General features: G+C 63.1%; 24 protein-coding genes. 10 read left to right on the top strand and 14 right to left on the bottom strand.

Translation table 11 applies throughout. The features are described from left to right. Position 1: 1 nt before the first annotated feature. The 6 genes from gmhB to ACG97_RS02725 form a co-directional block, all read right to left on the bottom strand. A complete protein-coding gene (gmhB, locus tag ACG97_RS02700) occupies positions 2 to 544 on the bottom strand; it encodes a D-glycero-beta-D-manno-heptose 1,7-bisphosphate 7-phosphatase (RefSeq protein WP_047965757.1) in 543 nt (180 codons plus the stop codon). Positions 545 to 712: 168 nt separating this feature from the next. Next, positions 713 to 2,773: a glycine--tRNA ligase subunit beta gene (glyS, locus tag ACG97_RS02705; RefSeq protein WP_047965815.1), complete on the bottom strand. Its 2,061-nt coding sequence runs from the start codon at positions 2,771 to 2,773 to the stop codon at positions 713 to 715. A 2-nt stretch (positions 2,774 to 2,775) separates the two neighbouring features. Then, the gene (locus ACG97_RS02710) at positions 2,776 to 3,246 is read right to left on the bottom strand and encodes a surface-adhesin E family protein (RefSeq protein ID WP_047965758.1); all 471 of its coding nucleotides are present in this window, start codon (positions 3,244 to 3,246) and stop codon (positions 2,776 to 2,778) included. Positions 3,247 to 3,250: 4 nt separating this feature from the next. Next, the gene (glyQ, locus tag ACG97_RS02715) at positions 3,251 to 4,141 is read right to left on the bottom strand and encodes a glycine--tRNA ligase subunit alpha (protein WP_047965816.1); all 891 of its coding nucleotides are present in this window, start codon (positions 4,139 to 4,141) and stop codon (positions 3,251 to 3,253) included. Positions 4,142 to 4,257: 116 nt separating this feature from the next. Continuing rightward, entirely contained in the window at positions 4,258 to 5,283 is a 1,026-nt protein-coding gene (gene tdh / locus ACG97_RS02720) for an L-threonine 3-dehydrogenase (protein WP_047965759.1), read from the bottom strand. A 95-nt stretch (positions 5,284 to 5,378) separates the two neighbouring features. Further along, positions 5,379 to 6,578: a glycine C-acetyltransferase gene (locus ACG97_RS02725; protein WP_047965760.1), complete on the bottom strand. Its 1,200-nt coding sequence runs from the start codon at positions 6,576 to 6,578 to the stop codon at positions 5,379 to 5,381. Between the two features lie 597 nt (positions 6,579 to 7,175). Between ACG97_RS02725 and ACG97_RS02730 the strand changes: the two genes are divergently transcribed. Both ACG97_RS02730 and ACG97_RS02735 read left to right on the top strand, forming a co-directional pair. After that, complete coding sequence (locus ACG97_RS02730; protein ID WP_082133624.1) at positions 7,176 to 8,696, top strand: autotransporter outer membrane beta-barrel domain-containing protein; 1,521 nt, start codon at positions 7,176 to 7,178, stop codon at positions 8,694 to 8,696. 51 nt (positions 8,697 to 8,747) lie between these two features. Continuing rightward, positions 8,748 to 9,617: a hypothetical protein gene (locus ACG97_RS02735; RefSeq protein ID WP_202902690.1), complete on the top strand. Its 870-nt coding sequence runs from the start codon at positions 8,748 to 8,750 to the stop codon at positions 9,615 to 9,617. Positions 9,618 to 9,679: 62 nt separating this feature from the next. Here the strand turns inward: ACG97_RS02735 and hemB are convergent, their stop codons facing one another. From hemB to grpE, 6 genes are all read right to left on the bottom strand, one after another. Then, positions 9,680 to 10,678 carry a porphobilinogen synthase gene (gene hemB / locus ACG97_RS02740; protein ID WP_047965761.1) on the bottom strand — a complete coding sequence of 333 codons (999 nt, stop codon included), beginning with the start codon at positions 10,676 to 10,678 and terminating at the stop codon, positions 9,680 to 9,682. Between the two features lie 125 nt (positions 10,679 to 10,803). Continuing rightward, complete coding sequence (locus ACG97_RS02745) at positions 10,804 to 10,989, bottom strand: hypothetical protein (RefSeq protein WP_047965762.1); 186 nt, start codon at positions 10,987 to 10,989, stop codon at positions 10,804 to 10,806. Between the two features lie 69 nt (positions 10,990 to 11,058). Next, on the bottom strand, positions 11,059 to 12,549 hold the full coding sequence (locus ACG97_RS02750; RefSeq protein ID WP_047965763.1) for a sodium:alanine symporter family protein: 1,491 nt from the start codon (positions 12,547 to 12,549) through the stop codon (positions 11,059 to 11,061). Between the two features lie 280 nt (positions 12,550 to 12,829). Continuing rightward, positions 12,830 to 13,954, bottom strand: a complete 1,125-nt coding sequence (gene dnaJ, locus ACG97_RS02755) for a molecular chaperone DnaJ (protein ID WP_047965764.1) — start codon at positions 13,952 to 13,954, stop codon at positions 12,830 to 12,832. A 105-nt stretch (positions 13,955 to 14,059) separates the two neighbouring features. After that, positions 14,060 to 15,976, bottom strand: a complete 1,917-nt coding sequence (gene dnaK / locus ACG97_RS02760) for a molecular chaperone DnaK (RefSeq protein ID WP_047965765.1) — start codon at positions 15,974 to 15,976, stop codon at positions 14,060 to 14,062. Positions 15,977 to 16,108: 132 nt separating this feature from the next. Beyond that, complete coding sequence (grpE, locus tag ACG97_RS02765; protein WP_047965766.1) at positions 16,109 to 16,639, bottom strand: nucleotide exchange factor GrpE; 531 nt, start codon at positions 16,637 to 16,639, stop codon at positions 16,109 to 16,111. 419 nt (positions 16,640 to 17,058) lie between these two features. Here grpE and aceA point away from each other — a divergent pair, with 419 nt between their 5' ends. Further along, positions 17,059 to 18,357 (top strand): isocitrate lyase, encoded by a 1,299-nt coding sequence (gene aceA / locus ACG97_RS02770; protein ID WP_047965767.1) that lies wholly within the window; start codon positions 17,059 to 17,061, stop codon positions 18,355 to 18,357. Positions 18,358 to 18,616: 259 nt separating this feature from the next. Here aceA and ACG97_RS02775 read toward each other — a convergent pair whose 3' ends face one another. Both ACG97_RS02775 and ACG97_RS02780 read right to left on the bottom strand, forming a co-directional pair. Continuing rightward, positions 18,617 to 18,907, bottom strand: coding sequence for an RnfH family protein (locus tag ACG97_RS02775; RefSeq protein WP_047965768.1), 291 nt, complete (start codon positions 18,905 to 18,907; stop codon positions 18,617 to 18,619). Further along, complete coding sequence (locus ACG97_RS02780; RefSeq protein ID WP_047965769.1) at positions 18,900 to 19,337, bottom strand: type II toxin-antitoxin system RatA family toxin; 438 nt, start codon at positions 19,335 to 19,337, stop codon at positions 18,900 to 18,902. Before ACG97_RS02780 ends, ACG97_RS02775 begins: the two co-directional genes overlap by 8 nt. Positions 19,338 to 19,487: 150 nt before the next feature. Here ACG97_RS02780 and smpB point away from each other — a divergent pair, with 150 nt between their 5' ends. From smpB to ACG97_RS02815, 7 genes are all read left to right on the top strand, one after another. Continuing rightward, entirely contained in the window at positions 19,488 to 19,934 is a 447-nt protein-coding gene (smpB, locus tag ACG97_RS02785) for an SsrA-binding protein SmpB (protein ID WP_047965770.1), read from the top strand. 3 nt (positions 19,935 to 19,937) lie between these two features. After that, positions 19,938 to 20,264, top strand: a complete 327-nt coding sequence (locus ACG97_RS02790; protein WP_047965771.1) for a hypothetical protein — start codon at positions 19,938 to 19,940, stop codon at positions 20,262 to 20,264. Positions 20,265 to 20,354: 90 nt separating this feature from the next. Continuing rightward, positions 20,355 to 21,932 carry a glutamine-hydrolyzing GMP synthase gene (guaA, locus tag ACG97_RS02795; protein ID WP_047965772.1) on the top strand — a complete coding sequence of 526 codons (1,578 nt, stop codon included), beginning with the start codon at positions 20,355 to 20,357 and terminating at the stop codon, positions 21,930 to 21,932. Between the two features lie 234 nt (positions 21,933 to 22,166). Beyond that, on the top strand, positions 22,167 to 22,418 hold the full coding sequence (locus ACG97_RS02800) for a DUF2282 domain-containing protein (RefSeq protein WP_047965773.1): 252 nt from the start codon (positions 22,167 to 22,169) through the stop codon (positions 22,416 to 22,418). Positions 22,419 to 22,471: 53 nt separating this feature from the next. Further along, positions 22,472 to 23,326, top strand: a complete 855-nt coding sequence (locus ACG97_RS02805; protein WP_047965774.1) for a DUF692 domain-containing protein — start codon at positions 22,472 to 22,474, stop codon at positions 23,324 to 23,326. Next, positions 23,319 to 24,071, top strand: coding sequence for a putative DNA-binding domain-containing protein (locus tag ACG97_RS02810; protein ID WP_053068039.1), 753 nt, complete (start codon positions 23,319 to 23,321; stop codon positions 24,069 to 24,071). The genes ACG97_RS02805 and ACG97_RS02810 overlap by 8 nt, the downstream gene beginning before the upstream one ends. Beyond that, positions 24,068 to 24,523 (top strand): DoxX family protein, encoded by a 456-nt coding sequence (locus ACG97_RS02815; RefSeq protein WP_047965775.1) that lies wholly within the window; start codon positions 24,068 to 24,070, stop codon positions 24,521 to 24,523. The genes ACG97_RS02810 and ACG97_RS02815 overlap by 4 nt, the downstream gene beginning before the upstream one ends. Position 24,524 lies beyond the last annotated feature (1 nt).

A 24,524-nucleotide genomic window follows, 5' to 3' on the forward strand; every position in this document is an offset into this window, starting at 1 on the left:
TTCAGTTTTCCAGGTTAATCAGGTAGTCGGCGGCGGAAAACAGGTTGTCGAACACCTGCGTGCCCTCCGGCAGGCCGCCTTTTTCCAGCGTACGCAGGCCCTTGCCGGTCTTCACCAACAGTGGCCGGCCACCGACCGCGTCAATCGCCTGCAGGTCGCGCAGGCTGTCGCCGACCATCGGCAGGCCTTCGCCGCGCACATTGAAGCGCGCCATGATGTCTTCGACCATGCCAGGCTGCGGCTTGCGGCAGCGGCACTGGTCGTCGGCGGTGTGCGGACAGAACACCACCGCATCGATGCGGCCACCGGCCTGCCCCACCAGCCGGTGCATCTTCTCGTGCATCGCATTGAGCGCGTGCATGTCGAACAGGCCGCGGCCGATGCCGGACTGGTTGGTGGCGACCACCACGTGCCAGCCAGCCTGGGTCAGGTTGGCGATGGCGTCGCAGCTCTTCGGCAGCGGCTGCCATTCCATGGTGTTTTTGACGAAATCGTCGCGATCTTCGTTGATCACGCCGTCACGATCGAGGATGACGAGTTTCAAGCAACACTCCTAGTTCTGGCCACGGTCACGACCGCAAGCCCCACAAAACCGGCAGCGTACTGCCGGCCATCGTGCCCGCCGCCCCGGCAACACAAACCGGAGCATCGTGCGATGCCCCGGTTTGCGGGGAGCCGGTCAGGCGGGTACTGGCGCCAGCGGCGCCGCGCCTTACTCGGCCAACAGCGAGATGTCGGCCACGCGGTTGAACAGTGCGGCCAACCTTGCCAACAGCGCGATGCGGTTGGCGCGTACCGCCAGATCGTCGGCCATCACCATCACGCCGTCGAAGAAGGCATCCACCGGCGCACGCAGCGAGGCCAGCTGGGTCAGCGCGCCGGCGAAGTCGTGGGCGGCAAACTTGGCGTCCACCGCAGGAGCCAGCGCTTCCACCGCCGCAAACAACGCGCGCTCGGCGTCCTCGGCAAACAGCGCCGGGTTCACCGCGGCGATGTCGCCCTCGGTCTTCTTCAGGATGTTCTTCACGCGCTTGTTGGCTGCGGCCAACGTTGCGGCTTCCGGCAGCGCCTTGAACTGCGCGACGGCGGCCAGGATGGCGCCCACTTCGTTCAGCTGCGTCGGTGCCAGCGCCAGCACGGCGTCGATCTCGTCGCCCTTGTAGTCATTGGCGAGGTAGTTCTTCAGGCGCTCCAGGCAGAAGGCGTACACCTCGTCCACCACGGTGGCGGACAACAGGCCGGCCGGGAAGGCGTCGGCGGCATCGCTGATCAGCGCCTTCAGGTCCAGCGGATGTTCCAGCACCATGCGCAGCACGCCCAGTGCGGCACGGCGCAGTGCGAACGGGTCCTTGTCGCCGGTCGGGATCAGGCCGATGCCCCAGATGCCGACGATGGTTTCCAGCTTGTCGGCCAGGGCCACCGCGGTGGCGATGGCACCCTGCGGCAGGCTGTCACCGGCAAAGCGCGGGTGGTAGTGGCCTTCGATGGCGTCGGCCACCACCTCGTCTTCACCGTCCAGGCGCGCGTAGTAGCGGCCCATGATGCCCTGCAGTTCCGGGAATTCACCGACCATGTCGGACACCAGATCGGCCTTGGCCAGATACGCGGCGCGACCGGCCAGCGAGCTGTCGGCGCCGAGCTTGGCGGCAATCGCGGACGCGATGCTGGTCAGGCGGGTAATGCGTTCCAGCTGGTTGCCGATCTTGTTGTGGTAGACCACGTGTTCCAGGCGTGGCAGGCGGCTGTCGAGGCGGTGCTTCTGGTCCTGCTCGTAGAAGAACTTGGCGTCGGACAGGCGCGCGCGCAGCACGCGCTCGTTACCGCCGATGATGAAGCGCGGGTCGTCGGTTTCCAGGTTGGACACCAGCAGGAAGCGGTTCATCAGCTTGCCGTTGCTATCGAGCAGCGGGAAGTACTTCTGGTTCTGCTGCATGGTCAGGATCAGGCATTCCTGCGGCACGTTCAGGAACTCGGCCTCGAAACCGGCTTCCAGCACCACTGGCCACTCCACCAGCCCGGTCACTTCATCGAACAGCGCGTCCGGTGCGGCGATGGTGGCGTTCAGCTTGGCGGCGGCGTGCGACAGGCGCTGGCGCACCAGCTCGCGGCGGGCGAGGAAGCTGGCGATCACCTTGCCCTCTTCCGCCAGCGTGCGCGGGTAGGCGTCGGCGCTCGGGATGGTCACCTCACCGGCGGACAGGAAGCGGTGGCCGCGGGTGACGTTGCCGCTTTGCAGCCCCAGCACTTCGCCGGCGACGATTTGCTCGCCGTGCAGCATCACCAGGCCGTGTACCGGGCGCACGAACTGCACGTCGAGGTCGCCCCAGCGCATCAGCTTCGGCGCCGGCAGCTTTTTCAGCGCGCTGGCGACGATGCCGGACAGTACCGCGGACAGGCTTTCGCCGGCCTTGGTCGATTCATAGGCGTACACGTCCTGCTTGCCGTCGTGCACGGTGGAAAGCTGGCTCACTTCCACGCCGCAGGAGCGGGCGAAGCCGGCCAGTGCCGGGGTCGGCTGGCCGTCCTTCATGCCGCTGGCGACCGCCGGGCCGCGGCGCACGCTGTGCTGCTCGGGCTGGATGGCGGCGACGGCCGGGATCTGCACCGCCAGACGGCGCGGGCTGGCAAACACGTGCGACTGCACGTTGCTGGCCACGAACTGCAGTTTTTTCAGTTCGTCGGTAATGGTATCGGCAAAGCTGGCGGCCAGCTTTTCCAGTGCTTTCGGCGGCAGCTCTTCGGTGAGCAGCTCGATCAACAGGGTAGCAGTCATGGTCATTCAATCTTCAAGCTAGGAGCATTGGGGGCGAGTCGGCACACCAGGCGCAGCATGGTATCGGCCGTCGAATCGGCGACCACCGGCACGAAGGTCCAGTTGAAACGCTGCAACGGGAACATCTGCGTGTACACGTGCTGGCCACTGGCGGTCCAGTACGAGGCGCTGATGAACGCATACTGGCGCGCGTTGCAGTCGGCACGGCCTTCGAGGCGGCGGATGTGATAGCGGATGCCCAGCTCTTTCTGGGTCTTGCGCTCGCTGAACCGCTCCTGGTTGACGAAACGGACAAGGCCGTCCTTGACGTTGGCGATGGTGGCCAGCTCCAGCGACAGCTCCAGGCCGGTACCGCTCTGGTACACCTGGAACTGCCCTTCCGGTTGCGGCTCCGCCTGCTGACTGCGCACATACCAGCTGAGCGCGGCCAGCGTGGCCAACAGCACAAAGAACAGCGCTGCCCACGTCTTCATGGCATCAGTCTTTCTTGCACATCGGGAAGCCCAGCGCCTCGCGCGCGGCGTAGTAGGCTTGCGCCACGCCACGAGCCAGGTTGCGGATGCGGCCGATGTAGGCGGCACGTTCGGTCACCGAGATGGCGCCGCGCGCGTCCAGCAAGTTGAAGGTGTGGCCGGCCTTGAGAATCATCTCGTAGCCGGGCAGCGGCAGCCCGGCGTCCAGCAGGCGCTTGGCCTCGGCTTCGTAGTCGCCGAACTGCTTGAACAGCAGCTCGACATTGCTGTGCTCGAAGGCAAAGCGCGACTGCTCGACTTCGTTCTGGAAGAACACGTCGCCGTAGCTCACCGGCGTGCCGTCCGGCAGGTAGGTCCACACCAGCTCGTACACGTTCTCGATGTCCTGCAGGTACATCGCCAGCCGTTCCAGGCCGTAGGTGATCTCGCCCAGCACCGGCTTGCAATCGAGGCCGCCGACCTGCTGGAAGTAGGTGAACTGCGTCACTTCCATGCCGTTGAGCCACACTTCCCAGCCCAGCCCCCAGGCGCCTAGGGTCGGGTTTTCCCAGTCGTCCTCGACAAAGCGGATGTCGTGCACGGTCGGATCGATGCCCAGCTCGCGCAGCGAGCCCAGGTACAGGTCCTGGATATTCGGTGGCGACGGCTTCAGTACCACCTGGAACTGGTGGTGCTGGAACAGGCGGTTGGGGTTCTCGCCGTAGCGGCCGTCTTTCGGACGGCGGCTGGGCTGCACGTAGGCGGCGTGCCACGGTTCCGGGCCGAGGGCGCGCAGGAAGGTGGCGGTATGCGAGGTGCCTGCGCCCACTTCGGTATCGTACGGCTGGAGCAAGGCGCAGCCCTGACGGTTCCAGTAGTGCTGCAGGGTGAGGATGATTTCCTGAAAAGTGAGCATGTCGCGGCGTTTCAAAGATGAAAAACAAGGCACGATTCTAACCGCATCGTGCCTTGCTCTGCCATCCATTGCGGCCAACCTTGTGGCAAAGGTTGGCCGCAAACATCATATTGCGCTTACTGCCAGTCCAGAATCACCTTGCCGCTCTGTCCGGACAGCATGGCGGCGAAGCCGGCTTCGAAATCGTCGACCTTGAAGTGGTGGGTGATGATCGGCGAAATATCCAGCCCGGACTGGATCAGCGCCACCATCTTGTACCAGGTCTCGAACATCTCGCGACCGTAGATGCCCTTGATCTCCAGACCCTTGAAGATCACCTGGTTCCAGTCGATGGAAGTATTGGCCGGCGGGATGCCCAAAAGCGCCACCTTGCCACCGTGGTTCATCGTTTCCAGCATCTGACGGAAGGCGTGCGGGTTGCCGGACATTTCCAGGCCGACATCGAAGCCTTCGCTCATGTGCAGCTCCTGCATCACCGTTTTCAGGTCTTCATTAGCCACGTTCACCGCGCGGGTGGCGCCCATCTTGCGCGCCAGATCGAGGCGGAAGTCATTGACGTCGGTGATCACCACATGGCGCGCGCCGACGTGCTTGGCAATCGCCACCGCCATGATGCCGATCGGGCCGGCGCCGGTAATCAGCACGTCCTCGCCGACCAGGTTGAACGACAGCGCGGTGTGCACCGCGTTGCCGAACGGATCGAAGATGGAGGCCAGGTCATCGGAGATGTCGTCCGGGATCGGGAAGGCGTTGAAGGCCGGGATCACCAGGTATTCGGCAAACGCGCCTTCGCGGTTGACGCCGACACCGGTGGTGTTGCGGCACAGGTGGCGACGGCCGGCGCGACAGTTGCGGCAGTGACCGCAGGTGATGTGGCCTTCGCCGGAGACGCGGTCACCGATCTTGAAGCCCTGTACTTCCGAACCCATGCCGGCAACGACGCCGACATACTCGTGGCCGACGTGCATCGGCACCGGAATGGTCTTCTGCGCCCAGTCGTCCCAGTTCCAGATGTGGATGTCGGTGCCGCAGATCGCGGTCTTGGTGATCTTGATCAGCAGGTCGTTGTGGCCGACTTCCGGATGCGGTACATCGGTCATCGACAGGCCGGGAGCGGCCTGCAGTTTGGCAAGAGCTTTCATGTTTTATCCTGTAGTGCGCCGCGACAGGCGGCGGCGCGGTGAAACGGAACGCGCGGGCCAAGCGGCAGGCAGCGCCGCCGTGGCCACCGCAAGAATCAGATCACGCCCAGCTCGCGGCCAACCTTGATGAAGGCGGCCACGGTGTGCTGCACCTGCGCCAGGCTGTGGCCGGCCGACATCTGGGTACGGATGCGCGCCTTGCCTTTCGGCACCACCGGGTAGGAGAAGCCGGTGACGAACACGCCTTCCGCCAGCAGTGCCGCTGCCATCTCGCCGGCCAGCTTGGCGTCGCCCAGCATCACCGGAATGATCGGATGCTGGCCCGGCACCAGGCTGAAACCGGCCTCGCTCATCGCCTGGCGGAAGTAGTCGGCGTTACGCTTCAGGTTGGCGCGCAGCTCAGCGCCCTCTTCCGTGGCCAGGATCTGCAGCACCTTCAGGCTGGCGGCGGCGATGGCCGGCGCCAGGGTGTTGGAGAACAGGTACGGCCGCGAACGCTGGCGCAGCAGGTCGATGATCGGCTTGCGGCCGGAGACATAACCGCCGGACGCGCCGCCGAGCGCCTTGCCCAGCGTGCCGGTGTAGATGTCGACGCGGTCGCTGACGCCACACAGCTCCGGGGTGCCGGCGCCGTGCTCGCCCATGAAGCCGACGGCGTGCGAATCATCCACCATCACGATGGCGCCGTAGCGTTCGGCGACGTCGCACAGCGTTTTCAGGTCGGCGATGATGCCGTCCATCGAGAACACGCCGTCGGTAACGATCAGCTTGAAGCGGGCGCCGGCCTCTTCGGCGGCCTTGAGCTGGGTTTCCAGATCGGCCATGTCATTGTTTTTGTAGCGGAAACGCTTGGCCTTGCACAGGCGCACGCCGTCGATGATGGAGGCGTGGTTCAGCTCGTCGGAAATCACCGCGTCGTCTTCGGTGAGCAGGGTCTCGAACACGCCGCCGTTGGCATCGAAGCAGCTGGAATAGAGGATGGTGTCGTCGGTGCCGAGGAAGCCGGAGATCGCCGCCTCCAGGTCCTTGTGCACCTGCTGCGTGCCGCAGATGAAACGCACCGAGGCGCAGCCGTAGCCGTAGTCGTCCAGCCCCTGTTTCGCCGCCGCGATCAGGCGTGCGTCGTCGGCGAGGCCCAGGTAGTTGTTGGCACAGAAGTTCAGCACCTCGCGGCCGCCGGACAGGGTGATGCCGGCACGTTGCGGCGTGGCGATCACGCGTTCCGGTTTCTCGAAACCGTCGGCACGGATTTGCGCCAGCGTGGCTTGCAGATGAGCGAGATAGGTGTGGTTCATGCGGGAGAGTCCCTGTTGTTCAGCGTGGAAGCCGGCGCCGTTGGCCGGGGCCGGCAAGCATCGTTCTGTCACCATTCTAGACCCGCGCCAACGACTTTATCAGGGACAGTTGCGCACGATTTTCACCGGGTGAGTGTTACCCCCGCCCGGCAGCCGCAGCCTCGGCTGTGCGACAATCCGTTTCCCATTCCCGCGCCGAACCGACCGTGAACCGCCCCAACCCTCCCGTGCCGCATTGCCGCGCTTGCGTCCACTACTACATCACCCACGACGCCCGCTTCCCCTACGGCTGCCGCGCCATGGACTTCAAGAGCAAGCGCCTGCCGCTGCAGGACGTGCGCGAGGCGACAGGGCGCGACTGCCAGCTATTCCAAGCCAGGGCTTCTGGCAATCTTGGCCGCGTTATTCGCCCCCAATAGAATCACCGACTCACTCACACTCGAATAGCTTGCAACCATTCTAAAAGTAACGCGAAGCCATAGCCATTCAATTGGCGTTGCATCCAGATCAAACATTGTGTCTGTCATATTGACTTTTTGTATTACCCCCCTCAATACTCACAGTCATACCAACAACACTTTATAGATTGGATTACAAATGCGCCCGACATCTTCCGTAAAAAACATAACAGCAAGCCTTCTGTTGGCCGGTCTCTGTCATGCAGTCTACGCAACGCCATCTATTACGGAAGTCACTGTCACGGGGTCGGACGGTAAGCGCTATGTCATCACCTATACCCAAACCTCATTTGGTGCCTCCGCCACACAACTGCGTGCGCTACCCTGGTGGGGAAATAGCACCTTGGCAGACTCGCTTGCATCAGCTTCAGGAGAACTAACAGGCGTCAATACCGGTTCTGCAGATATTGGCTGCTGTACGAGCAGCTATGCTGGGCCAGTCTTCGCCTATACGGAAGATGGAGGAAGCGTGTGGGGGACCTTCCTGCACAATAGCCACACCCATTCTGGCGAGGATCCAATCCCCGATGATGTAGCCATTTATTATGCTCTGGGTCGCTTGGCACTCAACGTGCAGCAATCATCCACCAACCAGTCCAACAATCCGGCCCTGAACGCCGCCACCATCATTGATGCCACCCCTAACCTGCAAGCCCTGTTCAATGACCTGAGTACCGACCAGGAAATCTCCGCGGCAGCCAGCCAGACACTGCCACTGCTGACCGGCGGTTCCATGGCGGCAGCAGGCAACGCGCTGTCCGGCATCAACAAGGTGATCCAGGCCCGCATCGAATCCAACCGCGGCCTGTCTGCCGGTGACGGTTTCTTCGGCGACAAATACGTGTGGGTGAAGCCGTTCGGTTCGTGGGCAGATCAGGATGACCAGCAAGGCGTGTCCGGCTTCAAGTCGACCACCACCGGCGTGGCCTTTGGTGTTGACAGCGCCGTGAACGACAAGCTGCGCCTTGGCACGGCCATGGCCTACGCCAAAGCCGACGTGGACAGCAACTCGAACGTGGCCAAGCAGAGTGCCGATGTGGACGTGTTCCAGCTGGTCGGCTACGGCAGCTACAGCCTGGGCAACAACAGCGAAGTCAACTTCCAGGTGGACGTAGGCCAGAACAGCAACAAGGGCCGTCGCAGCATCGCCTTTACCAACAGCACCGCGACTTCCGAGTACACCAGCTACACCGCCCACGCCGGTGCCGGCCTTGGCCGCACCTACCAGTTGAGCGCCGCCACCAGCATCACCCCCTCCATCCGCGCCGACTACACCTGGATCAAGGACAAGGCCTACCAGGAAAGCGGCGCCGGCCTGCTGAACCTGAACGTGGGCAGCCGTGACAGCGAAGAGTTCGTGCTGGGTCTGGACGGCAAGATCAGCCACCAGCTGAGTGACAACACCAGCCTGTCGGCCAACCTGGGTGTCGGCTATGACACCATGGCTAAGCGCTCCAGCATCACCGCCACCTTTGCCGGTGCTCCCGGTGCCGCCTTTACCACCTACGGCCTGGATGCGGAGCCATGGTCGGCGCGAGCCGGCGTCGGCCTGACGCATACCACCGCCAACGGTACCGAGATCACCTTGCGTTATGATGCCGAACACCGGGAAGCCTTCCTGAACCAGACCGCATCGCTCAAGGCACGCTGGGCGTTCTAAATAACCCATGCTCACCCGGCCACAACCCGTCACCGGGTTGTGGCCTTTTTCATGATGACGACAACCGACAACAGCAGACCCCTTGCCCTCCGCTACCGCTTGCTGCCGCTGCTATGGTTGGCCGCGTGCAGCACGCTGCCGACGCCGGCCGAGCGCGCCACCACGGTGCAGGCGCTGACCCTGCCCGGCAACTGGCAGGCGAGCACCCTGAGCAGCAGCACCTTCATGCTGCGCAGCTATGGCCCGGCACACATCCGGGCCGACAAGCCGCTGAGCATCTACATTGAAGGCGACGGCTTTGCCTGGCTCAACCGCGAGCAAGCGTCCGGCGATCCGACCCCCATCGAGCCGCTGGCGCTGCGCCTCGCCCTTGCCCAGCCCGATGGCAATGCGGTGTACCTGGCCCGCCCCTGTCAGTATCTGGCGGCGCAAGACCGGCGCTGCGCGCAACGCTACTGGACGGACGCCCGTTTTTCCGCCGACGTGATCCAGGCCACCGACGAGGCGATCAGCCAGCTGAAAAACCGTTATGGCGCCAGGCAGCTAAGCCTGATCGGCTACTCCGGCGGTGCGGCGGTGGCGGCGCTGGTCGGCGCCAGACGGCAGGACGTCGACCGCCTGATCAGCGTCGCCGGCAATCTGGACAGCCAGGCCTGGACCGAGCATCACCGCATCAGCCCGCTGCGCCATTCGCTCAACCCGGCGGATGCGGCCGAACGGCTGGCGCAGATACCGCAATGGCATCTGCTCGGCCAGCAGGATCGCGTCATTCCCGCGCTCATCGCGCAGTCCTTCGCCCGCCGGGCGCCGGCGCAACAGCAGCTTATCGTCTCGTTTCCGGGCTTCGATCATCACTGCTGCTGGGCGGCGCAGTGGCCGCAAATCTGGCGGCAACTGGAAAGCGGCACGCTGGCGCCCTGACGCTGCGCCCATGAAAAATGCGGCCAACGTTGGCCGCATTGTTGCTGAGCGTGCTGCGTGTATCAGCGACGCAGCAGCCGTGCCGCGTCCAGCGCGAAGTAGGTGAGGATGCCGTCGGCGCCGGCGCGCTTGAAGGCGAGCAGGCTTTCCATCATGCACTTCTCTTCGTCCAGCCAGCCGTTCTGCGCGGCGGCTTTCAGCATCGCGTATTCGCCGGACACCTGGTAGGCGTAGGTCGGCACCTTGAAGGTGTCCTTGATGCGGCGGATCACGTCCAGATAGGGCATGCCCGGCTTGATCATCACCATGTCGGCGCCCTCTTCCAGATCCATCGCCACTTCCTGGATCGCCTCGTCGAGGTTGGCCGGGTCCATCTGGTAGGTGTACTTGTCAGCCTTGCCAAGGTTGGCCGCAGAGCCGACCGCGTCGCGGAACGGGCCGTAGAAGGCGGACGCGTACTTGGCGCTGTAGGCCAGAATTCTGGTGTGGATGTAGCCGTCTTCTTCCAGCGCGCTGCGGATGGCGCCGATGCGGCCGTCCATCATGTCGGACGGGCCGAGTACGTCGGCGCCGGCTTCGGCGTGGCACAGCGCCTGCTGCACCAGCACTTCGGTGGTTTCGTCGTTCAGCACGTAGCCGCTGTCGTCGAGCAGGCCGTCCTGACCGTGAATGGTATACGGATCAAGCGCGAGGTCGGTCATGATGCCAAGCTCGGGGAAACGCGCCTTCAGCTCGCGCACCACGGTCGGCACCAGCCCGTCCGGGTTGTAGGCTTCCTTGCCGGAATTGTCCTTGCCGGTTTCCACCACCGGGAAGATCGACAGCATCGGAATGCCGAGCTGCAGCGCGTCTTCGGCGGTAAACAGCAGCTTGTCCAGGCTCTGGCGCACCACGCCCGGCATCGACGTCACCGCCTGCTCGCGCCCCTGCCCTTCCAGCACGAATACCGGATAGATCAGGTCGTTGGTGGTCAGCACGTTCTCGCGCATCAGGCGGCGGGAGAAATCGTCACGGCGCATGCGACGCAGTCGGGTCGCGGGGAAGTAGCGGTTGGCAAACATGAGGGTCTTTCGCGGCAAACGGTTCAGAAGGAAGGCGCTAACGATAGCAAGACTGGGACAGCCGGCACAGCAGAAGTTCAGCGCCATTTGCGGCAGCGCAAGGTTGGCCGCAACGCCGCGCGGCGTCAGCGCGAGGCGACGTCGTCATCCTGCTCGGCCTGTTCACGGCGGGCGTAGGTGCCCGGTGCCACGCCCGGCGGCAGCTCGATCGGCGGCTGTTTTTGCGACAGCCGCGCCAGGGTGCCGAGCACGGTGCCCAGCGGTGCGCCGATGATCACGATCCAGAACCAGGTGCTGTGCAGTAAATCCATGTCGGTGGTCCAATGAAAAAACGCCGGGTTGCCCCGGCGTCAATGATGATGCGGATGACGGCAAGTCTATCAAACTCGGTCGTAGACCGGTTGACCGCCGTGCTTGCGCTCTTCTTCCAGATTGTCTTCCGACTGATGGCCGGTCCAGTAGTCGGCGCCCTTGATACCCAGTTTTTCAGGGTGGAACACCGGATCCACACCTTGTGCCAGCTGCGCCTCGTAGTCGCGCAGCGCAACAAAGGCCGGCTTCTGCAGCATCAGGATGGCGGCGATGTTCATCCATGCCATCATGCCGACACCGATATCACCCAGGCCCCAGGCCAGATCGGCGGTCTTCACGGTGCCGTATACCACGGTCGCCATGATGCCGATCTTCAACACCAGCGTCAGCCAAGGACGGTTTACCTTGCGGCTCAGGTAGGCGATGTTGGTTTCGGCGATGTAGTAGTAGGCAATGATGGTGGTGAAAGCGAAGAAGAACAGTGCCACGGCCACGAAGATGGAACCGAAGCCCGGCATGATGTTTTCCATCGCGGTCTGCACATAGCCCGGGCCTGCAGCCACACCGGCGATACCGGTATGCAGCGCGTTGCCATCCGGACCCTGTACGTTGTACTGGCCGGTAATCAGCAGCATGAAGGCGGTCGCGGAGCACACGAACAGGGTGTCGATGTAGACCGAGAACGCCTGTACCAGACCCTGCTTGGCAGGATGCGATACCGAAGCGGCGGACGATGCGTGCGGGCCGGTACCCTGACCGGCTTCGTTGGAGTACACGCCACGCTTCACGCCCCACTGGATCGCCATGCCCAGGATGGCACCAAAGCCGGCATCGAAGCCGAAAGCGCTCTTGAAGATCAGGCTGAGTACGTGCGGCAGTTCGTGAATGTTCAGCGCCACGATCACGCAGGCCACCAGGATGTAACCCAGCGCCATGAACGGCACCACGATTTCGGCAAAGGAAGCGATACGCTTCACGCCACCGAAGATGATGAAGCCCAGCATCAGCGCCAGAATGGCAGCCGTCACGTTCGGGTCAATGCCCAGTGCGTTCTGCAGGCCGGCACCGATCGAGTTGGACTGGGTACCCGGCAGCAGCACGCCGCAGGCGAAGATGGTGGCGATGGCGAATACGATCGCGAACGGCTTCATGCCGAGGCCCTTCTCGATATAGAAGGCCGGACCGCCACGGTATTCACCGTTGATCTTTTCCTTGTAGATCTGGCCGAGGGTGGACTCGACGAAGGCCGAGCTGGCGCCCAGGAAGGCAACCATCCACATCCAGAACACGGCACCGGGGCCACCGAAGGTGATCGCGGTAGCAACACCGGCGATGTTGCCGGTACCGACACGACCGGCCAGGGTCATTGCCAGCGCCTGGAACGACGACACGCCGCTGTCGCTGGACTTGCCGTCAAACATCAAACGGATCATTTCGCCGAAATGGCGCACCTGGGCAAAACGGCTGCGAATGGAAAAGAACAAACCAACGCCCAGGCAAAGGAAGATCAATCCCTTGCTCCAGATCCAGCCATTCAGAAAATCAACTGCTGCCTGCATGTTTACTCCTCAGTTTCAAGGGAGGGTCTGTACCCGCTCCGACGGTGTTGTGGCCGCCACAGCCTAGTAAGCTGTAGCGTGCTATCGCACAGGTCATGCGCCTGTTTCGCGAGAGCAGAACATTACTGAAACAAGTTCCGCGTGAATAGTAGCCTGGATACATTAGCCATTATTTGTCCGACAATCCGCAGAATAACGGCACATCGTTGCACCAAAAAACAAAACGCGCCGTCAAACTTGCTTGACGGCGCGCCATTGAAACAACTGAAAACAACACTAATCAGCCAAAAAAGTCTTTCAGCTTGTCCATGAAGGAGTTGGCACGCGGATTGTGCGTGGCAACATCGCCCTGGCTGATGGCCTCGAATTCGCGCAGCAATTCCTTCTGCCGCTCGGTGAGACTGACCGGGGTTTCCACGATGACGTGGCACATCAGGTCGCCGACATCATGGCCCCGCACCGACTTCACGCCCTTGCCGCGCACGCGGTATACCTTGCCGCTCTGCGTTTCCGACGCGATCTTGACCTTGACCATGCCGTCCAGGGTCGGGATCTCCACCTCGCCGCCCAGCGCCGCGGTGGCGAAGCTGATCGGCATTTCGCAATGCAGATCCATGCCGTCGCGCTCGAATACGCTGTGCTTCTTGATGTGGGTGACCACGAACAGGTCGCCGGCCGGGCCGCCGTTCTGCCCCGGTTCGCCCTCGCCGGACAGGCGGATGCGGTCGCCCTCGTCGACACCAGCCGGGATCTTCACGTTCAGCGTCTTGTGCGTCTTCACCTGGCCGGCGCCGTGGCACTTGTGGCACGGATCGGTGATCTGCTTGCCGCTGCCGTGGCAGGTCGGGCAGGTCTGCTGGATGGAGAAGAAGCCCTGGCTCATGCGCACCTGGCCATGACCACCGCAGGTGGTGCAGGTCTTCGGCTGCGTGCCCGGCTTGGCGCCGGAGCCGTGGCACACGTCGCAGTTTTCGTGCGACGGGATGCGGATCTGCTTCTCGCAGCCGCGTGCCGCTTCTTCCAGCGTGATTTCCATGTTGTAGCGCAGGTCGGAGCCGCGATAGACATTGGAACGACCACCACCGCCACCGCCGCGCTGGCCGCCGAAGATGTCGCTGAAGATGTCGCCGAAATCGAAGCCGCCAAAGCCGGCCCCGCCGCCGCCCATGCCGGCCTGCGGGTCTACCCCGGCGTGGCCGTACTGGTCGTAGGCGGCACGCTTCTGGCCATCGGACAGGATTTCATACGCGGCCTTGACCTCCTTGAACTTTTCTTCGGCGTCCTTGCTGTCCGGATTACGGTCCGGGTGGTACTTCATCGCCAGCTTGCGATAGGCCTTCTTGATGTCGTCGTCCGACGCATCGCGATTGACGCCCAGTACCTCGTAAAAGTCCTTTTTAGCCATGCTGTCTCACCAGTGCGTCCAACCGCGAAGGTTGGCCGCAAGTTTTACCAATGAAAAAGCACAGCGCCCGCGCGCGAGCCCTGTGCCTTGTCGACCGTCAGCCGATTACTTGTCTTTCTTCACTTCTTCGAACTCGGCGTCAACGACATTGCCGTCGTCCTGCTTGCCGGCATCCGCTTCGGTGTTGGCGGCACCTTCCGCTCCCTGCGCCGCGTACATCTGCTCGGCCAGTTTGTGCGATGCCTTCATCAGCTCTTCGATCTTGGCGTCAATGGCTTCCTTGTCGTCGCCCTTGACCACTTCTTCCGCATCCTTCAGCGCGGCTTCGATGGTGGTCTTTTCTTCGGCGGAGATCTTGTCGCCGTGTTCGGCCAGCGATTTCTTCACGCTGTGGATCAGGCCTTCACCCTGGTTGCGGGCCTGTACCAGCTCGTGCAGCTTCTTGTCTTCTTCCGCGTTCAGCTCGGCGTCACGCACCATTTGCTGGATTTCGTCTTCCGACAGACCGCTGGAGGCCTGGATGGTGATGTTGGCCTGCTTGCTGGTGGCCTTATCCTTGGCGGACACGTGCAGGATACCGTTGGCGTCGATGTTGAACTCGACCTCGATCTGCGGCACGCCACGGGCGGCAGCCGGAATGTCACCCAGGTTGAACTGGCCCAGCGACTTGTTGGCGGAAGCCTTCTCGCGCTCGCCCTGCAGCACGTGGATGGTTACCGCGGTCTGGTTGTCTTCGGCGGTGGAGAACACCTGCGACGCCTTGGTCGGGATGGTGGTGTTCTTCTGGATCAGCTTGGTCATGATGCCGCCCATGGTCTCGATACCCAGCGACAGCGGGGTCACGTCCAGCAGCAGCACGTCCTTGCGATCGCCGGACAGTACCGAACCCTGGATCGCGGCGCCCACGGCCACGGCTTCGTCCGGGTTCACGTCACGGCGCGGTTCCTTGCCGAAGAAGGCCTTCACCGCTTCCTGTACTTTCGGCATGCGGGTCTGACCACCGACCAGGATCACGTCGGTGATGTCGGCCAGCGATACGCCGGCGTCTTTCAGCGCGACCTTGCACGGCTCGATGGAGCGCTGTACCAGGTCGTCGACCAGGCTTTCGAACTTGGCGCGGGTGATCTTCATCGCCAGGTGCTTCGGACCGGTCGCATCCATGGTGATGTACGGCAGGTTCACTTCGGTCTGGGTGGCGGACGACAGTTCGATCTTGGCCTTTTCCGCGGCTTCCTTCAGGCGCTGCAGTGCCATCACGTCGTTCTTCAGATCAACGCCCTGGTCCTTCTTGAACTCGGTCACGATGTAGTCGATCACGCGCTGGTCGAAGTCTTCGCCGCCGAGGAAGGTGTCGCCGTTGGTGGACAGCACTTCGAACTGGTGCTCGCCGTCAACGTCGGCGATTTCGATGATCGACACGTCGAAGGTACCGCCGCCGAGGTCATAGACGGCAATCTTGCGGTCGCCTTCCTGCTTGGCCAGGCCAAAGGCCAGCGCAGCAGCGGTCGGTTCGTTGATGATGCGCTTCACGTCCAGACCGGCGATGCGGCCGGCATCCTTGGTCGCCTGGCGCTGGCTGTCGTTGAAGTAGGCCGGTACGGTGATGACCGCTTCGGTCACTTCTTCGCCCAGGTAGTCTTCGGCGGCCTTCTTCATCTTGCGCAGCACTTCGGCGGAGATCTGCGGCGGCGCCATTTCCTTGTCGCGCACCTGAACCCACGCATCGCCGTTACCGGCCTTCTTGATCTGGAAAGGCATCAGGTCGATGTCTTTCTGTACTTCCTTGTCTTCGAAACGGCGGCCGATCAGGCGCTTCACTGCGTACAGGGTGTTCTTCGGGTTGGTTACCGCCTGGCGCTTGGCCGGGGCGCCGACCAGGATCTCGCCGTCTTCCATGTAGGCGATGATGGACGGGGTGGTGCGTGCGCCTTCGGCGTTCTCGATCACCAGTGGGTTGCCGTTTTCAACGACTGCCACGCAGGAGTTGGTGGTACCCAGGTCAATACCGATAATTTTGCCCATAGTGCTGAATCCTTTCGATTTGATCTCGATTTAATCTGTTTGCTTGCCCGTCGCAGCCGGTGGTGCGCCGGGGGGTTGTCTTGCCAGATATTGGCTATTTCCGCGTTTTCAAGAGGGTTAGTCGTCGCAATCTCAGCTCTTGGCCTTGGCGACCACCACCATTGCCGGACGCAGCACGCGATCGGCGATCAGATACCCTTTTTGCATCACACGCACCACCGAATTCGGCTCGGCGTCGGACTCTTCGGTGCTGATAGCCTGGTGGCGGTGCGGGTCCAGCTTCTCGCCCAGCGGGTTGATTTCGCTGATCTGGCCCTTCTCGAAGGCGGCCAGCAGCTGCTTCAGCGTCAGGTCGACGCCGAATTTGAGGTTTTCGAACTGACCGGACTGGTCCTGAAGCGCCATTTCCAGGCTGTCCTTGACCGCGATGAGTTCGGAGGCGAATTTTTCGATGGCAAACTTTTGTGCCTTGGCCACTTCTTCCACGCCACGGCGACGCTGGTTTTCAGTTTCGGCCTTGGCGCGCAAAAACTGCTCTTTCATTTCTGCTAGTTCAACTTCCAGCTGGGCGACACGCTCCGCGTCACTGACGACGGCGCCTTCGGCCGGGTTGGCAACTTGTTCAAGCACTTCTTCCGCTTGGGGATTTTGATTTTCCTGCATGATCGCTTCCGTTTGGCTGAATTCACAAAGACCTCAGGTAAATAAGGCCAAGCCCGCCGTTTTCAAGATCTTCTCCACAATAAGTAAATGGTCATTTAGTTACTTTTATTTTCGTTAACGATCAGGATCGGCGCACGCCGGTGATTCATTTTTGTGCACCTTTGTTAGCTTTTGAAAACAAAGGATTTTTTTGTGCTGCAGTGCACACAACGCAATTTTTTTATGCTTAAATGATTCCACAACAGCGCTACTGCACGGCCCGCCAGCACTGGATCCGGGGCGGTTTCCGGCAGTCAGGCCCGCCACCAGAACAGGCGGGTTAGCAACGCACCAAAGACCGGCATCACCGGCCTGCAGCAAGAGAAACTGGGAGCGCCGGTTTATCCGGCAAAACGAAACTATCAAGTGAAGGGTTTACCATGACTACTCGCGAACAACGCATCGCCGCCATCCAGCACGACTGGGACACCAACCCGCGCTGGAAAGGCATCAAACGTGGCTACACCGCTGCTGACGTTGAGCGCCTGCGCGGCTCCGTGCAGGTAGAGCACACCCTGGCCCGCAACGGTGCCGAGAAGCTGTGGAATCTGGTGAACAACGAGCCGTACATCAACTGTCTGGGCGCACTGACCGGCGGTCAGGCGATGCAGCAGGTGAAAGCCGGCATCAAGGCGATCTACCTATCCGGCTGGCAGGTTGCCGCCGACAACAACGAATACTCCGCCATGTACCCGGACCAGTCGCTGTATCCGGTTGACTCGGTGCCGAAGGTGGTCGAGCGCATCAACAACGCTTTCACCCGTGCCGACGAAATCCAGCACTCCAAGGGCGTGGAACAAGGCGATGCCGGTTATGTCGACTACTACGCACCGATCGTGGCCGATGCCGAAGCCGGTTTCGGCGGCGTGCTGAACGCCTACGAGCTGATGAAGGCGATGATCCGCGCCGGCGCCGGTGGCGTGCACTTCGAAGACCAGCTGGCTTCCGTAAAAAAATGCGGCCACATGGGCGGCAAGGTACTGGTTCCGACCCAGGAAGCGGTACAGAAACTGATCGCCGCCCGTATGGCTGCCGACGTTTACGGCGTGCCAACCCTGGTGATCGCCCGTACCGACGCCGAAGCAGCCGACCTACTGACCAGCGACTACGACGAGAACGACAAGCCGTTCCTGACCGGCGAGCGCACCGCCGAAGGCTTCTACAAGACCAAGAAAGGTCTGGAGCAAGCCATCAGCCGCGCCGTGGCCTACGCCGAGTACGCCGACCTGGTATGGTGCGAAACCGGCACCCCTGATCTGGAGTTTGCCCGCCGATTTGCCGAAGCCGTGCACGCCAAGCATCCAGGCAAACTGCTGGCCTACAACTGCTCGCCATCGTTCAACTGGAAGAAAAACCTGGACGATGCCACCATCGCCAAGTTCCAGCGCGAACTGGGCGCCATGGGCTACAAGTACCAGTTCATCACCCTGGCCGGCATCCACTCCATGTGGTACAACATGTTCGATCTGGCGCAGGACTACGTGGCACGCGGCATGTCCGCCTACGTGGAGAAGGTGCAAGAGCCGGAATTCGCGGCCCGCGACCGCGGCTACACCTTCGTATCGCACCAGCAGGAAGTCGGCACCGGTTACTTCGACGACGTGACCACCGTGATCCAGGGCGGCAAGTCCTCGGTGACCGCGCTGACCGGCTCCACCGAAGAAGAACAGTTCCACTAAGCGTTCGACATTACGGCACCTCGACCCTGCCGTCTGCGTCAAACAGCCCCGCCTGACACTGCACGCAGTGCTCGTGCGCGGGGCACCCAAACCGCCTGCAACCCCGTTGCGGGCGGTTTGCTTTTCCGCCGCCAAACACCAGCCCCACTTCGACAGGCACCGGGGAACGCCACCATGCCGGGCAGCCCAGAACGACAACGCCAGCGGCAAGCCGCTGGCGTGATCAAGGTTGGCCGCAAGCACCGGCGGCGGTGCATCGCTACTCCGCCTTGCCGGCCTCGGCGCGACGGCGGCGTACCTCCTTCGGATCGGCCTGCAGCGGGCGGTAGATTTCCACGCGGTCACGATCACGCAGCACGTGCTCCGCCGGCACCGCCTTGCCGAAGATGCCCAGCTTCAGCTGCGCGGGGTCGATGTCCGCAAATTCGCTGGCGATGCCGGACTGCAGCACCGCCTCGCGCGCAGTGGTGCCAGCCGGCAGTGACAGTTTGACGATCAGTTGCCGCTCCGGCCGCGCATAGGCGACCTCCAGCTGCAGCCTGTCAGTCATCGCCGTACACCTTGTCCGCTTCCTTGATGAAAGCATCGACTAGCGTGCCGGAGATGTGGCCGAATACCGGTCCGATCAGCTTTTCCAGGATCTTGCTGGAGAACTCGTAGCTGAGGCGGAATTCCACCTTGCAGCCGACATCGCCCAGCGGCAGAAAGTGCCAGCGCCCCTGCAGGTGCTTGAACGGCCCGTCCACCAGCTCCATCAGGATGCTGCTGTACGGCTCGTTGATATTGCGGGTGGTGAAGTGCTGCCGCACCTTGAGGTAGTCGATGTGCAGGCTGGCGACCAGCTGGTCGCCGTCGCGGGAGTGCTCTTCCCCCTTGCTGCACCACGGTAAAAAGCGCGGGTAGTGCGCCACGTCGTCCACCAGGCGGAACATCTGCTCCGGGGTGTGGGCGACCAGGACATTTTTCTCGACAACTTGCATGATGAAAACTGTGTGGGAGTCCGTAAAAGGCCGGCGCGGCAGCAACACCAAGGTTGGCCGCAGCAAGCCCATGAATTTTCGATACTTTGGCGATGCGCTTTGTTCTGGTAGAATATCGGGTTTACTGCTTCGTCTTTCCGCCACGCCGCCATGAGCATCATCGACAACCGCAAAGCGTTTCACGATTACTTCATCGAAGAAAACATCGAGGCCGGCCTGGTACTGGAAGGCTGGGAAGTCAAAGCCATCCGCGCCGGTCGCGTGCAGCTGAAAGAAAGCTACGTCATTTACCGCAATGGCGCATTCTACCTCGTTGGCTGCCATATTACCGCACTGCAATCCGCGTCGACCCACATCAAGCCCGATCCGATCCGCGACCGCAAGCTGCTGCTGAAGCAGGAACAGATCAGCCGCCTGATCGGCAAGGTCGAGCGCGCCGGCTACACCATCGTGGCGCTGAACCTGCACTACAGCAAAGGCAACATCAAGGTCGACATCGGCCTCGCCAAGGGCAAGAAGCAGCACGACAAGCGCCAGTCGGAAAAAGAACGCGAATGGGCACGTGAAAAACAGCGCCTGATGCGCGACAAGGGCTGAGCCATGAAACCCAGCGCCACCCAGGCCTTCATCCTCATCATCCTCGGCGCCCTGTGGCTGCTGAAAAGCACCGCGCTGCTGCCGGACACCACCACGCTGCTGGCCATCCTGCTGGCCAGCGCCGGCGCCGGCCTGCTGCTGATCGACGGCATCACCAAATCCAGCGTTGTGACCAACCCGATGCTGATCTATACCGGTGCTGCCCTCTACCTGTTTGACACCAGCAGGCTGCGCCTGAGCCACAGCCTGGCGCTGGGCATGATCCTGCTTGGCATCCTGATGCTGATCGCGCGCAGCGACCGCATTCCGGAGCGGCGCCTGAAGAAATAGCGCCCACCTGCCAGCGGCAGGCCCGGACCCGAGTACCCGTATTCAAATCCGACTGGTGACCCGACCAGTCTTTTACATTCAAGGACAGTCATGGACAAAATCCTCATCCTCGATTTCGGCTCCCAGGTTTCCCAGCTGATCGCCCGCCGCGTACGCGAAGCGCACGTTTACTGCGAGCTGCACCCGTTCGACATGCCGCTGGCCGACATCAAGGCCTTCGCCCCGAAAGCCATCATCCTGTCCGGCGGCCCGAACTCGGTGTACGAATCCGACTACCAGGCTGATCCTGCCATCTTCTCGCTCGGCCTGCCGGTACTGGGTATCTGCTACGGCATGCAGTTCATGGCGCAGAGCCTGGGCGGCAAGGTCGAGGCCGGCGACACCCGCGAATTCGGCTACGCCGAAATCCAGGCGCGTCACCACTCCAAGATCCTGGAAGGCCTGCAGGACCGCATCGACGACGCCGGCAACGGCTTCCTAGACGTGTGGATGAGCCACGGCGACAAGGTCACCGCGCTGCCGGCCGGCTTCAACGTCATCGCCGAGACCCCGTCCTGCCCGATCGCCGCGATGGCCGACGAGGCCCGCGGCTTCTACGCGGTGCAGTTCCACCCGGAAGTGACCCACACCAAGCGCGGCACCGAGATGCTGCACCGCTTCGTGCTGCACGTCGCCGGCGCCAAGCCAAGCTGGACCATGCCGAACTACATCGAGGAAGCGGTACAGAAGATCCGCGACCAGGTCGGTGACGAGGAAGTCATCCTCGGCCTGTCCGGCGGTGTCGACTCCTCGGTAGCCGCCGCGCTGATCCACCGCGCCATCGGCGACCAGCTGACCTGCGTCTTCGTCGACCACGGCCTGCTGCGCCTGAACGAAGGCAAGATGGTGATGGAAATGTTCGCGCAGAACCTGGGCGTGAAAGTGATCCAGGTCGACGCCACCGCCCAGTTCATGGGCAAGCTGGCCGGCGAGTCCGACCCGGAGAAGAAGCGCAAGATCATCGGCGGCGAGTTCGTCGAGGTGTTCCAGCGCGAATCCGGCAAGCTCACCAACGCCAAGTGGCTGGCACAGGGCACCATCTATCCGGACGTGATCGAATCCGCCGGCGCCAAGACTGGCAAGGCGCACGCCATCAAGAGCCACCACAACGTCGGCGGCCTGCCGGACGACATGAACCTGAAGCTGCTGGAGCCGCTGCGCGACCTGTTCAAGGACGAAGTGCGCCAGCTGGGCGTGGCGCTGGGCCTGCCGCACGACATGGTCTACCGTCACCCGTTCCCGGGCCCGGGCCTGGGCGTGCGCATCCTCGGCGAAGTGAAAATGGAATACGCCGACCTGCTGCGCCGTGCCGACGCCATCTTCATCGAAGAGCTGCGCAACACCGTCGACGAGAAGACCGGCAAGAACTGGTACGAGCTGACCAGCCAGGCGTTCGCGGTATTCCTGCCGGTGAAATCGGTGGGCGTAATGGGCGACGGTCGCACCTACGACTACGTGTGCGCACTGCGCGCGGTGGTGACCAGCGACTTCATGACCGCACACTGGGCGGAGCTGCCGTACAGCCTGCTCGGCCGCGTGTCCAACCGCATCATCAACGAAGTACGCGGCCTCAACCGCGTGGTCTACGATGTCTCGGGCAAGCCGCCGGCAACCATCGAGTGGGAGTGATCTGACGCGGCTCGTCGCTGACGGCGGGCAACGCCACACCCTGTCACCCCGTGCCAAGGCGCGGGGTTTTTTGCGCCCACCGGCAAGCACACCGCCCCGGACCCACGCACCATCGCCATGCCAAAATTTTTTCGGGCATGCTGTAATGAATCAACGCCGCAGGCGACTAAAGGCGGCAATGCGCGACATCGCGCATTTCATCAACCACCACCCCGACCATTCAGGAGAAACACCATGTCCGCATCCAGCACCCTGCTTGCCTCCACCCTGACCGCCGTCATCGCCATGAGCGCGGCCGCCCCGGCCGTCGCCGCCAGCAAGGAAAAATGCTACGGCGTCGCCGCCGCCGGCAAGAACGACTGCGCCGCCAACGGCCACAGCTGCGCCGGCCAGGCCAAGCTCGACAAGGATCCGGCGGAGTGGAAATACGTCGCCGCCGGCAGCTGCGCCCAACTGGGCGGCATGTTGCAGCCGGACAGCAAGTAAGCCTGCGCACCGGGTGGGGCGCCTGTCCCGCCGTTTTCTTGCGAAAGCCGATCATGACCAGCCCGCTTCCCGCCTGCGCCGGCATCGGCCTGCGCCAGCCGCACTACCGCCAGGTGCTGGACACCCTGCCCGCGCTGGGCTGGATCGAGCTGCACAGCGAGAACTTCTTTGACGGCGGCCAGCCGCTGGCAATGTTACAAAGCCTGGCCGCAAGCTATCCGCTGTCGCTGCACGGCGTCGGCCTCGGCCTGGGTTCCGCCGCGCGCCCCGAGCCGCAGCACCTGGCGTCGCTGCAGCGGCTGCTGGCGCAGTTGCCGATGGCGGCGGTGTCGGAGCACCTGTCGTTCAACCACGATGCCGGTTACCGCTTCGCCAATGACCTGCTGCCCATCCCCTACACCCGTGCCATGCTGGCGCAGGTTGCGGCCAACGTGGCCGAAGTGCAGGACGCCATCGGCCGCCCGCTGCTACTGGAAAACCTGTCCAGCTACCTGCAGTTTCCGGGCAACGAGATGAGCGAAGCCGAATTCCTCGCCGAGCTGGTGCAGCGCGCCGGCTGCGGCATTCTGCTCGACGTCAACAACCTGTACGTCAACCACGTCAATCTCGGACTGGATGTCGACGCCTTCCTCGACGCGCTGCCGGCCGCCGCCATCGGCGAGATCCACCTCGCCGGCCACAGCGAACGCCGCTTCGACGACGGCAGCAGCCTGCTGGTCGACACCCACAGCCGGCCGGTGGCGCCGGCGGTGTGGCAGCTGTACCGCACGGTGATTGCCCGCATCGGGCCGCGGCCAACCCTGATCGAGTGGGACAGCGACATTCCGCCGCTGGACACGCTGCAGGCGGAGGCGGCAACGGCACAGCGCATTCTCGACACCACCGGCCGGGGGGCGTGCCATGACTGACGCACAACGCTGGCAGCACGCGCTGCTGGACGCCATCACCGCACCTCAGTGGCAGGCGCACGCCACGCTGCCGGCCAATGCGCTGGCGGTGTACCGCAACAACTACCGCGTCGGACTGATGGAGATGCTCGCCCTCGCCTACCCCATCGTGCAGCAACTGCTGGGTGCAGAATTCTTCGGCGCGCTGAGCCGCGAGTTCGTGCGCGCCACCCCGTCGCGCAGCGGCAACCTGCACCGCTACGGCGCCGGCTTCGCCGACTTCATCGCCGGCTTTGCACCTACTGCCGAGTGGCCCTATTTGCCGGACGTGGCGCGCATGGAGTGGGCGCTGCATCGCGGCTATTACGCCCCCGACAGTGCGCGTCTCGACGTCGCCACCCTCGCCGCGCTGTCACCCGCGCAATGGGGCGCGCTGCGCCTGCCGCTGGATGCCTCGCTGAGCCTGTTGCGCTCACCGTGGGCGCTGTCGGCGATTCACGCCTACCACCAGCCGGGTGCCACGCAACAGCCGCTCACGCTGGCACAGGCGGAAAACCTGCTGCTGTGGCGCGAGCACGGCCAGATGCAGCTGCGCCCTGTGGCCGACGCGCCGGCCGCGTTCCTGCACCGCCTGCAACAGGGCGCCACGCTGGACGAAGCCACCGCCGCCGCGCTGGCAGTAGCACCCGATTTCGCCTTGCAGGACACCCTGCTGACCGGCCTGCAGCACGGGTGGTTTGCACAAGCCCAAGGAAACCCGCCATGAACTCGCCCATCGCCTGCCTGCTGCGCCAGTCCAGCCGCGTGATCACGCCACTGGCGTCGCCATTGCAAGACCTCGCCCTGCTGGCGCTGCGCCTGTGGCTGGCGTGGGTGTTCTTCAAGTCCGGGCTGACCAAGATCGAGGACTGGGACAGCACGCTGTTCCTGTTCCACGAGGAGTACGCGGTGCCGCTGCTGCCGCCAACGTTGGCCGCATGGCTGGGCACCGGCGGCGAGCTGCTGCTGCCGGTACTGCTGGCGCTGGGGCTGGCCGGCCGCTTCGCCGCGCTCGGCCTGTTCGTGCTCAACGCGGTGGCGGTGATCAGCTATCCGGCGCTGGAAGGCAGCGCGCTGGACTTCCACTACCAGTGGGGGCTGATGCTGTTTACGCTGCTGGCCTGCGGCCCCGGCCGGCTGGCGCTGGACGCGCTGATCAGGCGCCAGTATCGGCTGTGAC

Source organism: Vogesella sp. EB (assembly GCF_001037925.1).
GTDB lineage: Bacteria > Pseudomonadota > Gammaproteobacteria > Burkholderiales > Chromobacteriaceae > Vogesella > Vogesella indigofera.